General features: G+C 37.8%; 11 protein-coding genes. 3 read left to right on the top strand and 8 right to left on the bottom strand.

What is annotated here, in order from left to right; genetic code table 11:
• Positions 1 to 15: 15 nt before the first annotated feature.
• A complete protein-coding gene (locus D8M04_RS17000) occupies positions 16 to 336 on the bottom strand; it encodes a DUF3889 domain-containing protein (protein ID WP_121524608.1) in 321 nt (106 codons plus the stop codon).
• A gap of 813 nt (positions 337 to 1,149) precedes the next feature.
• On the opposite strand from D8M04_RS17000, the gene D8M04_RS16995 reads away from it, so the two are divergent.
• A complete protein-coding gene (locus D8M04_RS16995; protein ID WP_121524607.1) occupies positions 1,150 to 1,518 on the top strand; it encodes a DoxX family protein in 369 nt (122 codons plus the stop codon).
• 154 nt (positions 1,519 to 1,672) lie between these two features.
• On the opposite strand, the gene D8M04_RS16990 is transcribed toward D8M04_RS16995, so the two are convergent.
• From D8M04_RS16990 to yycF, 6 genes are all read right to left on the bottom strand, one after another.
• Positions 1,673 to 2,872, bottom strand: coding sequence for a S1C family serine protease (locus tag D8M04_RS16990; protein WP_121524606.1), 1,200 nt, complete (start codon positions 2,870 to 2,872; stop codon positions 1,673 to 1,675).
• A gap of 248 nt (positions 2,873 to 3,120) precedes the next feature.
• Positions 3,121 to 3,906: an MBL fold metallo-hydrolase gene (locus D8M04_RS16985; RefSeq protein ID WP_121524605.1), complete on the bottom strand. Its 786-nt coding sequence runs from the start codon at positions 3,904 to 3,906 to the stop codon at positions 3,121 to 3,123.
• 9 nt (positions 3,907 to 3,915) lie between these two features.
• On the bottom strand, positions 3,916 to 4,842 hold the full coding sequence (locus tag D8M04_RS16980; RefSeq protein ID WP_121524604.1) for a two-component system regulatory protein YycI: 927 nt from the start codon (positions 4,840 to 4,842) through the stop codon (positions 3,916 to 3,918).
• 3 nt (positions 4,843 to 4,845) lie between these two features.
• Positions 4,846 to 6,192 (bottom strand): YycH family regulatory protein, encoded by a 1,347-nt coding sequence (locus D8M04_RS16975; protein WP_121524603.1) that lies wholly within the window; start codon positions 6,190 to 6,192, stop codon positions 4,846 to 4,848.
• Positions 6,189 to 8,033, bottom strand: a complete 1,845-nt coding sequence (gene walK / locus D8M04_RS16970) for a cell wall metabolism sensor histidine kinase WalK (protein WP_121524602.1) — start codon at positions 8,031 to 8,033, stop codon at positions 6,189 to 6,191. The genes D8M04_RS16975 and walK overlap by 4 nt, the downstream gene beginning before the upstream one ends.
• A gap of 6 nt (positions 8,034 to 8,039) precedes the next feature.
• On the bottom strand, positions 8,040 to 8,741 hold the full coding sequence (yycF, locus tag D8M04_RS16965; RefSeq protein WP_121524601.1) for a response regulator YycF: 702 nt from the start codon (positions 8,739 to 8,741) through the stop codon (positions 8,040 to 8,042).
• A gap of 371 nt (positions 8,742 to 9,112) precedes the next feature.
• Here yycF and sppA point away from each other — a divergent pair, with 371 nt between their 5' ends.
• Both sppA and D8M04_RS16955 read left to right on the top strand, forming a co-directional pair.
• Positions 9,113 to 10,105: a signal peptide peptidase SppA gene (sppA, locus tag D8M04_RS16960; RefSeq protein WP_121524600.1), complete on the top strand. Its 993-nt coding sequence runs from the start codon at positions 9,113 to 9,115 to the stop codon at positions 10,103 to 10,105.
• A gap of 12 nt (positions 10,106 to 10,117) precedes the next feature.
• Positions 10,118 to 10,591, top strand: coding sequence for an RDD family protein (locus D8M04_RS16955; protein ID WP_121524599.1), 474 nt, complete (start codon positions 10,118 to 10,120; stop codon positions 10,589 to 10,591).
• Between the two features lie 611 nt (positions 10,592 to 11,202).
• Here D8M04_RS16955 and dnaB read toward each other — a convergent pair.
• The gene (gene dnaB / locus D8M04_RS16950; protein ID WP_121524598.1) at positions 11,203 to 12,573 is read right to left on the bottom strand and encodes a replicative DNA helicase; all 1,371 of its coding nucleotides are present in this window, start codon (positions 12,571 to 12,573) and stop codon (positions 11,203 to 11,205) included.
• Positions 12,574 to 13,163 lie beyond the last annotated feature (590 nt).

Below are 13,163 nucleotides of genomic sequence, written 5' to 3'. Positions count from 1 at the left end.
TTTGTATTGCAAGGGTTATCTTTCCGTTTTCCTAAGTGTAATAGTTTGTACTTCTTCTGTTTCTGTATTAAACGTTATATCAACCAAAACACCAAATTCCTTTACTTCACCTCTTAACCACAGTTTAAATTTCTCCGTTGTTTGTTCTCCCTTTGTTTCTCTTTCAATATGCAAAAAGTCCACGATTTTATCATTCGGATATTTTCCTTTTACCTCCTGCATGGCAATCTTGCTCCATTTTGCATAGGAAGGTACATCTTGCTCCTGACCAAAAACAGGGGAATATATCAAAAGAGTTATAAAAGCAATTCCTAAACTTACCATCCATTTATTCATATCCACGACCTCCTTTATAATTATTAGAATGTACTACATATGGCAATTTATTCTCCTTTTATCATTACTATAGCTTTATAGATAAAGATAAGGGTTATAATCAATTTAGCTTTTAGATAGGAATGATAACCCCCTTTTTATTATTTCCCTTCTTCTTTCCATTTCTGATTTAATTTAGAAATAGATGGTAGTGTTGAAAGATAGAGTTTAAAAATAAAACATTCATGTTTTTCGCTAATAAATCATTTCCCGGGTAATAACGACAATTCCTTGTCGAAAAATGATAAATATCATTGTATTTATCGACAAATTTTGCAAATAATTACACTTATTATAAAATTTTAAAAGATACTAACAGTTTATACACAATTTGTGGATATCTTTCGGTTAGAATTTTCCGGAGTGAAAGTTACTTACTTTGTTTATCTTTATCAAAGCATAAAGTGGAACTTTACTAAGTGGAGATTTTCCTTCATCCCACACTGGATTAGTGCCAAAAGTAGAGACCCACAGACCACAGAACGAACCGGGCGTTCGACAAGGAGCACTTCCCTACTTAATGTACTATTATTCTTCTGAAGTTCTATTCATTAAGGGCCTTACAGCCAGTTAACCTACAGATAGTTGTCAAGGTTGTCCATTTTGTTGCATATGTATAATTAAGTGAATCTATAGAGGTTTCTTTTTTGTCCACTGATTAAAAGCATCGCCTGGAGTCCCTGAACTAACCAAGCTTTTGCTGATGCCTATCCCTCACTCATCATTCTTCAAGTAAGGGACTTACAAATATTAAGGAAGTTGGAGGCATATTTCATGTATACTCAAATGGAGCGTTGGGTTTGTTTTAGTATTGGTTTTGTTTTTCTTACCTCTGGAATTATTAAATTAATTGTTAGTGATTTTAAAACGATCTTTACAAATCTAGGATTACCTTTTCCTGAACTCACCTTATTTCTGATTGCTTTTATAGAGATTGCTTGTGGTATGTTAATTACAGCAAGAATGTATATTAAACAAGCTGCTCCTCCACTTATTCTCATTATGCTTGGGGCGATCTTCCTTACTAAACTTCCTATCCTTTCGAATGGAGGCCTGCTTTCTTTTGCTTTTGAAGCTAGATTAGATATTGTCATGCTTATTTTATTATTAATCATCTGGAGAAATAATAGAGTCTTGTCTTAATCAGAATTAGGAGGTTTTCAGGTTTATCCACAAAGTTATCAACATATGCACAAGTGTTCGCAGATATATAGTTGGCGAACATACTTTCTATACTATATATGGAGGTTATCTACAACTTTATTAACAGCTGTTGATAACTTTTGTGGATATTAACCTATTGTGCCCCTAGTTTCAATGACGTCTCATACCGTTTGCCATCTCGATAATACGTAATTCCTACTTCTTCCCCTATTTTTTTCTCCTGATATAAAATCTTACGAAGATCAATCATATTCATAACCGGCACACCATCCAACTCTGTAATCACATCCAATTTTTTAAAGCCTACTTGATCTGCTGGGGAAAGAGGCTCTACGCTCCATACATATACACCGCCAGTTACTTCACTCGGCAGCTGCAAAGTATTGGTCCACTCGATCTTCGGTACTTCTTCCAATGAATAGATCTCTAATCCCAAATAAGGACGGCTCATTTCTCCAGTAGCTTCCAGCTCTGCTATCACCGGTAAAGCGTAATCGATAGGAATAGAAAAACCAATCCCTTCAACAGATTCCTGATTAATTTTCATGGAATTAATACCAATCAACTGACCATAAATATTAATTAATGCACCACCACTGTTTCCCGGATTGATTGCTGCATCTGTTTGAATTACTTCTGCTTGCCAATCTGCACGGCCATCTTGATCAAAGTCTTGAGGAATCGTGCGGTTAGTTCCACTTATTACTCCCTGAGTTACCGTGCTGGAAAACATATGTCCCAACGGACTTCCTATTGCTATGGCGGGTTCACCAACCTTTACATTATCTGACGAGCCAATGCTGATTGCATTTTCAACTTGGCTGGCATCCATCGTTAAAACGGCTAAATCCGTAAATATATCGCTGCCAACTAATTCAGCAGGAACCGCTTGTTCATTGTATAAGACAACCTCCACCGTGTCGGCTCCAGCGATCACATGATGATTGGTTACAACAAAAGCGGTCCCATCTTCTATTTTATAAATGACACCAGATCCAGTACCCGCTTCATAGCCTTCTTCTTGATGCCAATAATTGGTCTGCTGTTGGATATTGGATACACCTACTACAGCAGGAGTAACCTCATCCACCACTTCTGTAATTTGCGTCGATACATCCACATTAACGGAAGTATTAATAATCTGTGCTTTATCGCCATGAATAGAATCAGCAGTATTATTTCGAACCGTTTTAGAGTCATCACCTGTTCCATTGGCATTAAAACTAGGAATTACTTCTGCTACAAGAAATATGCCAACTAGAAAAACAACAATCAAGGGAATAGCCCATGAACGACGCTTTCTTTGATTTGGTCTTTGATTATAATAACCCATTTTTCATTCCCCTTATCCTCTATCATTTTTATGATAGTATGACCTTTCTTCATAAAATTAATGAATGAAATCATACTTCGAGCAGAGGGATTTTTCCATATGGGATTTTTTGGGTGTTATTCCTTACTCTGTCCTATAGCATATTTAAGATGTTTTCTTCTCTAAAGAATAAAAACAAAAATAATAGCAGAAGGAATTCTACTGAATTCCTTCTGCTATTATTCGTCCGCTTATATATTTCTTACATTTTAAATCACTTCATATAAAGCTGTTGGTTCTTCCGGATCGGTATCGAACAAGTCTATTTCTATTCCTCTTTCCGTGAGCACATTTTTTACCGACATTCTTGCTAAGTCTTTCATGTTATTGTCGAGACTTAAATGGGCTAAATAAATTCGTTTCGTTCGATTGCTTATGATGTCTGCTAGGGCTAGTCCACAATCTTCATTCGAAACGTGGCCAGAATCACCTAAGATACGACGTTTGACACTCCACGGATATCTTCCCATTCGGAGCATTTCAACGTCATGATTCGATTCAAAAATATAAGCATCCGCATCCTCTACCGTTTTCTTAATTCGATCCGAAACATAGCCCAAATCGGTTACTAAAGCCACCTTTTTATCACTTTTTCGGAAAGTATAAAACATGGGCTCCGCTGCATCATGGGACACACCAAATGATTCAACATCAATGTCTCCAAGGGTTTTGACCTCTCCCATATTAAATTGGAATTTCTGGTCAATCGACAGCTTCCCAATTTGTCCGTCCATTGCCTTCCATGTCTTCTCATTTGCATAGATTGGTAGATTATATTTGCGAGCAAAAATACCTAATCCCTTAATATGATCACTATGTTCATGCGTCACCAATATACCGGACAGGTTGGCTGGATTAACATGTATTTTTGCGAACAGATTATCTAATTTTTTCCCACTTAATCCAGCATCCACCAATATCCTTTGCTGATCTGACTCTATATAAAACGCGTTTCCTGTACTCCCAGATGCTAATACACTAAAGCGTAATGTCATTTTCTTTTTTCACTCCGTTTTATTTGTCTCTAACTTTTGATCAAGGATATCCATAAACGGTTCCTTGATCTCTTCCTCATCACTTATGGTCTGCATGGATGTCTTAACCCCTTCCATGACTTCTTTAATAAACGTTAAATCATGATCCGAATAAGTTAATCCTTCAATTGCATTGACAAAATAGTTTCTCTCATTATCTACGGTTACCCTCCAGGTTGGAGCAAAGATTTGCTCTTCCTCCATTCCAGCAAGTCTTGAATAGTATCCCATTTCGACCTCTGAGATGTTATCATTAGACAATACATGATCCTCATCTGCTAACAGATCAATTGCTTGTAATGGCTGAATGATACTTTTAGGGCTATTCCCTTGTGGCTCTGCCTCTGTCAACATAGTTTGACTATAATGAGTAATTTCATTGCGATTGTTTAGATACAGCAGTAAGATACCATTTTCGTTATAGTAAACAGGACGTTCCCCATACTTTTGGAAGAACACAATCACATTTAATTCCTTATTCCATTCCCAGAATGTGTATTGGTCCCCATAAAGTACAGATGCTTGTACAAATTGATTCAAACCTTCCGAATCTGTCTTCTCAGAAACGGAAACTGGTTCCTCAAACCTGGATACGACCAAATGATTGCCACTTAGGACTGTTGTAACTTGATTTTCTAATTGATTTATTTGTTTAACTTCTTCCTCTGTAAAAACCTTGTTAGAAGATAAAATATAGGTTCCTTCTTCCACATTAAATTCATCTAAATTAGGAATGGAAATATTCTCTGCTTGTAGCCTTTCTTCTAATGTAGTTTCTGGATTTTGCAAAACACCTATATCTGCTTCCTCTTGCTTATTCATAAATTGGATAAGCAGATAGATATTCAATATAAGAAAGCTAAGGATAAATAGTGTTTTTATATGTCCCCACTGCATCCTTTAGCTCCCTCCTTTACGTTCTTCTGCTACAAAGCCAAAATTGACTTGATTCCATGAACCCTGTTTATTTTTTACAAACCAGCCCGGATTAAAGATAAGCAATTCTTCTACATCATTATATGTTAACTTATATCCTATTTGGATATCTACCACTTCTTCCAATTTAGGATTATTATTATTCTTATCTTTATTTTTCGCTAGCTCGTCCATTAGTTCTTCAGCAGATGGAAGCTCCACCTCTGAATGATCATATCGGTACGGGTCACTAACGTATACTAATGGACGACTATATTCGATAAGTCTTTGCTGATTATTCCATCGTTGCTCAATCATATTCAGATCTCCAGAGCTAAATACTGGATAGCCTTGATAATTCATTTGGTAACGAACTAAGTTTTGGCTATTATCTATTTCAACTAAATTGTAATTACCTGTCCAGCCATTATGGCCATTGATATCTTCCACACTGCGGTTTAATAAAGAAATGGAAGAAACCGTGGATACTCCGGAAGTATCATCAGAAGTTGGACTGACAAACTCCATTCTAGTACCATCCTGGACGATACGCAGCTGGCTGCTATCGGAAAAATAAGATAACCCTCGGAATGGAGAAGAAGATTGATTCACGATTGATGGATCGTTAAATAGAATGTTAACAAGCACTAGGGAATCTTCAAACTTGGTTGAGATATGTGTATTTCGACCCAACACAATCGGCTCTTTTGGTATATATTTATTTGATTGTTCCTCGTTCCATATCACATACTCTGTTAATTGTTCGTTTTCTTCCATATAGGTCAATAGGGATTCATAGTATTCTAAATCGTTAATGACAGCTGTTCCAAGATTCCTCCCATCGATGGACGGAAAGGAAACCAATAACGTTTTATTAACGGAATCAAACGTAATATACATACGTTGAAATGACCAGTTTGGCCATTCCTCCAGTTCATTTTTCACTGTAAATAGACTGGGTACAATTTCCATCGGGAGAGAAACGGGAAAAATAATTTCCACATCATAATGAGGATTAGAGTAGCCATTTATCTCCTCAGCAGAAAAGCTATGCATGGCCCACTGTCCTATTTCTCGATATAAGTCCTCCTGATCTCCCATGTTATTAAAACCATAATGAGAAGCCCCTTGATGAAAGATAATATTTGTCGGCTTAATTAATGTTCGTTTCGACTCTTCTGTTCCACCAATATCTAAACTTTCCCGGGAATTGTTGCTGCTTAAGAGATCTTTGTTATTTGTTGGCTGATAGGTCCATATTCCAAAAGCAAGAACAAAGCTGATAATAATTAATAAAACTAATATGATGGATTTAACTGTTTCTAGCTTCATTTTCTTTCCCTCCGCTTCTGATTCATCAGCGGAAGCGTAAAGGAAATGGTTGTCCCTTTACCTTCTTTACTTTTCGCCCATATCTTGCCGTGGTGTACTTCTATTAGTTCCTTTGTAATTGCAAGACCTAACCCTGTACCACCAAGCTTTCTAGTTCTTGCTCTATCGGCCCGATAGAAACGTTCAAAGATTTTTTCCAATTTATCATAAGCAATTCCAATTCCTTGGTCCTGCACACTAATTAAAAGATAATGACGTTTATTTTCCACCTTCAACCGAATTTGTCCACCTTCTGGTGAGTACTTAATGGCATTAGATATAATATTATCCAACACCTGTGTTATTTTATCCTTATCTATCCAGACATAGTACCCACCGCGCTTTGGCAAATCTCTAATAAATGCAATATGCTCTGGTATGTTCATTTCAAGTCTATCTATCACGTGATGGAAGAAAGAAATAAACTCCGTCCGCTCCTTCATAAGTGGGTATTCATCTGAATCCATCTTGGATAACTGCAGTAAATCATTAACCATTCGAATCATCCGATCTGTCTCATTCTGTGTAACACTTAAGAACTTAGGTGCAATTTCTTTATCCTGCCATGCCCCATCAGATAACGCCTCTAAATAACTTTTCATTGTTGTAAGCGGGGTTCGCAGTTCATGTGAAACATTGGAGACAAAATCACGTCGTTCCTGTTCGACTCTTTCTTGCTCGGTTACATCACTTAGAACAGCTATAAATCCTGTAATTTCTTCTTCGTCATCAGATACAGTAGAAAAATTAGCCCGCAATAAAAATGGCTCATCATCTTCACTAAAATCGATAATAATCGAGCCACTGTCCTGAAGCTCAGTAATATCCACAATGCGATCTTCTAATTGAAGAACATCAATAATCATGTCTCCGATTAAATCGTCCGGATTTTGTTTCATTAATCTCCCAGCAGCCTCGTTCATCAAGGTAATGGATCCAACATTGTCGACGGCAATAACTCCATCTGACATATTGGATAGAACAGAGCTTAGTTTCCTTCGCTCCTCCTCGATGGTGGCATATGAATGCTTCAAACGGCCATTTAAGTCATTAAACGATTCTGCAAGCTGGCCGATTTCATCTTTGCCATATATATTTACCTTTTGCGTAAAATCACCTTTTGCCATGGTTAAAGCTTGTTTGCGCATTTCTTTAATTGGCTTCGTTATCGTTCTCGCTACGAGTATTCCAATAATAGCAGAGACACTAATGGCTAGAATAGAACCTCTAATAAAGATCTGATTGATTTCTGCCAATTGATCATAAACACTCTGAATAAGTGCCTCGACATAAATAACACCGACTAAAGATTCTCCAGTGTCATCATACAATGGAACGGCCTGAACATAAATTCGCTCTCCTGTTTTTTTATCAATCATTGGTTTTGGTTCAAATGAGTTAACATTCAAGGCATTTTCAACGATTAAATTAGCTGTTCGATTTCCCACCTCACCTAATTTGTCAGGATCATTTGTTCCAAGAATCTTACCTTGATTGCTAATCACCTGAATACTCGTTTCTGCATTATTAATATTAATTTCATTAACAATTTGCTGGACTTCTTCCTCCAAGGAGAGGCCCTCATTATCATCAACTGTATCATCTCTATTAAATGCTTGCTCTAAATTATAACTAAGCAGTTCCATTCGATCGGTAATTGACTTTGTAAAATTCTCTTCCAATTCTTTTCGTAATTCTGTCATAAAAAAAGAACCAATCACCTGCATTGCTAATAGCAATAGGAGAATATAAATGATGCTGAACTTTAGTTGAATGGAACGGAAAAAACCAACTTTTTTCATGAAAAACTACTCCTGTTCAGGGTTACGTAAATAATACCCAACACCCCGTCTTGTCACAATCCAAGTCGGGCTGCTCGGATTCTCTTCAATCTTCTCTCTTAATCTCCTGACAGTAACATCCACCGTTCTGACATCACCAAAATAATCATATCCCCAAACGGTTTCTAGTAAATGTTCACGTGTCATTACTTGTCCTATATGACGGGCCAGGTAATGAAGGAGCTCAAACTCACGATGTGTTAATTCGATTTGAACCCCATCTCTTGATACGACATAGGCATCTGGATGGATGGTTAAATTCCCAATGACAATATCCTTAGTTTCCTTAACCGGCTCATCTGGAACCTGCTGTCTGCGAAGGTTTGCTTTAACCCTTGCAATTAATTCACGATTACTAAATGGTTTTGTTACGTAATCATCGGCCCCAAGCTCTAATCCTAAAACCTTGTCTATTTCAGAATCTTTTGCTGTTAGCATAATAACAGGCATGCTTTGGGTTTTTCTTACTTCTCGAAGTACTTCATTTCCATCTCGATTTGGTAGCATTATATCTAATAAGATCAAATCCGGCTTTTCATTTTCTGCTAATTTTACGGCTTCATCTCCGTCATATGCACAAATGACCTCATAGCCTTCTTTTTCTAAGTTGAATTTTAATATATCTGCAATCGGTTGTTCGTCATCCACTACTAATATTTTTTGACTCAAGTCATGTCACTTCCTTTTCACCATTGCTTTTTATTTATGTTATCTAATATTATTTTTTTAATCGCCTTTATCTATTTTATCGCAAATTCACCATTCTGTCTTTCTTTCCATTATTTCGCTACAGTATCCTGTAAATCCTGCCTAACAATCCTATGATATAAGAAAATGGGCTGGTTATTCAAGACCCTCTACACGGATATTTTTTAATAACAGATATAATATTGTTCGGTATTCTATTAGATACAGGCAATCGGAAATCTAGGATAACTTTTAAATATTTATAAGCTATTTATTAATTAATTTAAATTTGTTTTTAAATCGGTTACAGTAGTAGTAGCGAAAGTTATCTTAAAAAGGGAGTGTACTGAAGCATGAGTAAAAAACGCTGGATAGCGCTCGTTATTGCCGTTGTTTTATTATTTGTGTCACTTGGATTTCAAGCAACAACAGCATTTCGAATGGCCAACTTGGAAGAGGTAGTAAACTTAGGAAATGGGAAATTCAATGAAAAAGTATTAGAGACAGGTTCGGGGGCAGAAAAAATTGTAGTATTACGATTAAACGGAGTTATTCAAGATACTATGACTGGTGCATTCAATACCTCTGGTTACAATCATAATGCTTTTCTTGAAATGATTGATGAAGCAGGAAAGGATCCTTCTGTAGCTGGAATTATTGTTCGAGTCAATTCACCTGGTGGCGGAGTAGTTGAAAGTGATGAGATTCACGATAAGATCATAGAAGTCCAACAGGAGAATGAAAAGCCAGTCTACGTATCGATGGGTAATACGGCTGCATCTGGTGGTTATTATATCGCTGCTCCAGCAGATAAGGTCATCGCACATCCTTCGACACTTACTGGGTCCATTGGTGTAATCATGCAAAGCTATAATTTTTCAGAGCTTGCAGACCAAATTGGAGTTGATGTGAATACGATTAAGAGTGGAGAATTTAAGGATATCATGTCGCCTTATCGAAATATGACAGAAGAAGAACATTCCATTTTGCAAGCCATGATTGATGAATTATATGGGAACTTTGTACAAGTGATTGCGGACGGAAGAGAAATGGAAGAAAGTACGGTGCGTGAAATAGGGGATGGTCGAGTCTATACTGGCGCACAAGCACAAGAGTTAGGATTAGTGGATGAGCTCGGAACACTCGATGACACGATTGACATGATGGAAACTGACTTTGAATTAAATAACCCACAGATTGTCGAATATACTCAAGGATTTGGGATTAATCAATTCTTAGGGGTCCAATTCCAAAATGTCTTTGGTTCAGGATCTGACCTAGACGGAATGGTCGAAATGTTACAGCAATCAAAATCTCCACGAGCCATGTACTTATACTCAGAGTAAGGAGGGAATAAAATGAGCGAAGACACTTCTTTAACAGCCCCGGTTGCAATCAGCGAGAATAATAATAAAAAATATGCTGGGTTCTGGATGCGTTTCTGGGCATATTTAGCAGATTTAATTATTGTCTTTAGCATTAATGGGCTTATTCTCAGTCCCTTCCATTTATTTGGCGATATGGCCACATATAAAATAGGCTTATGGACTGTGACTGGCATCCTTAGTACCCTTGTATTCTACTTATATTTTGTATTGATGACAAAGTATTTTCAGCAAACGTTAGGGAAAATGATTTTTGGACTAAAAGTAATTAGAACCGATGGAGAATCCCTTGAATGGGGAAATGTCATTTTCCGCGAAGTCGTAGGGAGATTTTTACATCGCGTATTTTTCATCTGTATTGTTCTTTATCTAGTTGTTGGATTCACCTCAGAAAAAGAAGGAATTCATGACCTAATTGCCGACACAAGAGTGATTTTTGATCGGTAACATGTTAGGAAGTCTATCTAGAATAATGTACTTGCTGCTAGTATTCTATCTGTAGCGGTATCTAAGAATTACTACGAACAACTACAGCTCTTATCAACAAAAAGGTCGCTCATAGCTTGTATGAGCGACCTTTTTGTTGGTTCTTCCTCTTGTTTGGTTACTACTCATCACCTGTATGAACGACCTTTTTGTTGATTTCTTCTCTTGTTTGGTCACTCATCACCTGTATGAACGACCTTTTTGTTGGTTCTTTCTCTTGTTTGGTCACTCATCACCTGTATGAACGACCTTTTTGTTGGTTCTTCCTCTTGTTTGGTCACTCATCACCTGTATGAGCAACATTTTTGTTAGTTTTTCCTCTTGTTTGGTCTCTCATCACCTGTATGAACGACCTTTTTGTTGATTTCTTCTCTTGTTTGGCCACTCATCACCTGTATGAGCAACATTTTTGTTGGTTTTTGCTCTTGTTTGGTCACTTATCACCTGTATGAGCAATCTTTTTACTATGTTCTTTCTCTTGCTCAGTAAGTAAGCCCCTTTTTAGAATAAATATCCAGTATTAAAAAAACGCTATTTCAAATTGAAATAACGTTTTAAGCCATCATTATTTATTACACCGGAACAGGAGGCGGAACATCACTATCTTGATAACGGTGGTCTAAATCTACGAACTTATTATATTCTTTTACAAATGCTAGTTCGACTGTACCTGTTGGACCGTTACGTTGTTTTGCTATGATGATTTCGATGATATTTTGGTTTTCTGTTTCTTTATCATAGTAATCATCACGGTATAGGAAACCTACAATATCAGCGTCCTGCTCGATACTTCCTGATTCACGGATGTCAGACATCATTGGTCGCTTATCTTGGCGTGATTCTACTCCACGGGAAAGCTGTGATAAAGCAATAAGTGGCACCTGTAATTCTCTTGCTAATGCTTTTAAGGAACGGGAAATCTCAGAAACTTCCTGCTGACGGTTTTCACGAGAATTACCGCTTCCTTGAATCAACTGCAAATAATCAATAAGAATCATACCTAAACCATGTTCCTGCTTCAAGCGGCGGCATTTAGAGCGGATTTCACTAACTCGTACCCCTGGCGTATCATCGATATAAATACCGGCATTAGATAGGGATCCCATTGCCATGGTTAAACGGCTCCAGTCCTCCGTTTCAAGCATTCCATTTCGCAGGCGTTGCGCATCTATATTCCCTTCTGCACAAAGCATACGTTGCACAAGCTGCTCGGCGCCCATTTCCAGACTGAATATAGCAACATTTGTATCCGTATTAACAGCAACACTCTGTGCTATATTTAAGGCAAAGGCCGTTTTCCCCACCGATGGACGGGCAGCGATGATGATTAAATCATTTGGTTGAAAACCAGATGTAATTTTGTCCAAATCACGGAACCCTGTAGGTACCCCCGTTACATCTCCCTTTTGTTGATGAAGCTGTTCGATATTATCGTAAACATTCATCAAAACATCCTTAATCGACTTAAATGTTCCAGAATTTTTCTGTCCTGAAACTTCTAAAATACCTTTCTCTGCATCATTTAATACATCTTCTACTTCATCTTCTCGCTCAAATCCAGCTGTAACAATATCTGTAGCTGTGCGTATCAAACGGCGAAGCAAGGCTTTCTCTTCTACGATTCTACAATAATACTCTATATTTGCAGCGGTAGGTACACTTTCTGCTAGCTGGGTAAGATACCCAACCCCTCCCGCTTCATCTAACTGCTTTACATCATTTAAATAGGAAGTAACCGTTACTACGTCAATTGGCTCTCCGCGGTCGGATAGCTTCATCATAGCAGCAAAAATTCGTTGATGACTAGCCCTGTAAAAATCTTCGGCAACAAGAACTTCTGAAGCGGTAGTAAAAGCTTCCGCCTCTAAAAATATTGCACCGATAACAGACTGCTCAGCTTCCATATTATGTGGTGGTACACGATCATTCCATCCTTGGCTCATCTCTTATTCTCCCCTTTATGTTATTGAGAAGTTAGTATTTGAAGGTTATAAGAAGAATTTGTTTACTAGAAGTAATCTTTCCTAAAGCTCTTTTCGGGTAATTTCAGCCATAATTTTACAGTCGATATAAAAGAATAGTAGATAACACCGCTACGGAAATACACTACGCTTTCCGCGGGCGCTGCTGAGCCTCCTCGTGCTGACGCACAGCGGGGTCTCACCTAGGCTTTTCATCCCGCAGGAGTCTTCGTGTATTTCCTCCGCTGAATTGTGCTTTCTAATCTTTAAACATTGGAAAGTGGAAACACCTCCCAATTATATAAAGTGATTGTAGTGGAGGGCAGTCGACTCCTGCGGGAAAAGCAACAAGCGAAGACCCCGCAGGAAGTGTAAAGGAACAAAGGCTAAGAACGCCACGTCCTGTGGCAACGCCTTTATGACCAACATCCTGGTGGCCCGAGGCTGAGATGTTGCCCGCGGAAAGCGTACTGCCCGCAGCGGAAATCACGAGCGCATATTTTCAGTGTGTTTCCAGATGTTTATGCAGAAATATACTGAATCAAACTAATCAGAAGTCTATCTAAATTGCA

Source organism: Oceanobacillus piezotolerans (genome assembly GCF_003665065.1).
GTDB lineage: Bacteria > Bacillota > Bacilli > Bacillales > Amphibacillaceae > Oceanobacillus > Oceanobacillus piezotolerans.
This window is presented reverse-complemented; position numbering and strand designations above follow the sequence as displayed.

Excerpts from the sequence above, each read along its gene's own strand:
- D8M04_RS17000 (WP_121524608.1), bottom strand. The coding sequence starts at position 336 with ATGAATAAATGGATGGTAAGTTTAGGAATTGCTTTTATAACTCTTTTG.
- D8M04_RS16995 (WP_121524607.1), top strand. The coding sequence starts at position 1,150 with ATGTATACTCAAATGGAGCGTTGGGTTTGTTTTAGTATTGGTTTTGTT.
- D8M04_RS16990 (WP_121524606.1), bottom strand. The coding sequence starts at position 2,872 with ATGGGTTATTATAATCAAAGACCAAATCAAAGAAAGCGTCGTTCATGG.
- D8M04_RS16985 (WP_121524605.1), bottom strand. The coding sequence starts at position 3,906 with ATGACATTACGCTTTAGTGTATTAGCATCTGGGAGTACAGGAAACGCG.
- D8M04_RS16980 (WP_121524604.1), bottom strand. The coding sequence starts at position 4,842 with ATGCAGTGGGGACATATAAAAACACTATTTATCCTTAGCTTTCTTATA.
- D8M04_RS16975 (WP_121524603.1), bottom strand. The coding sequence starts at position 6,192 with ATGAAGCTAGAAACAGTTAAATCCATCATATTAGTTTTATTAATTATT.
- walK (WP_121524602.1), bottom strand. The coding sequence starts at position 8,033 with ATGAAAAAAGTTGGTTTTTTCCGTTCCATTCAACTAAAGTTCAGCATC.
- sppA (WP_121524600.1), top strand. The coding sequence starts at position 9,113 with ATGAGTAAAAAACGCTGGATAGCGCTCGTTATTGCCGTTGTTTTATTA.
- D8M04_RS16955 (WP_121524599.1), top strand. The coding sequence starts at position 10,118 with ATGAGCGAAGACACTTCTTTAACAGCCCCGGTTGCAATCAGCGAGAAT.
- dnaB (WP_121524598.1), bottom strand. The coding sequence starts at position 12,573 with ATGAGCCAAGGATGGAATGATCGTGTACCACCACATAATATGGAAGCT.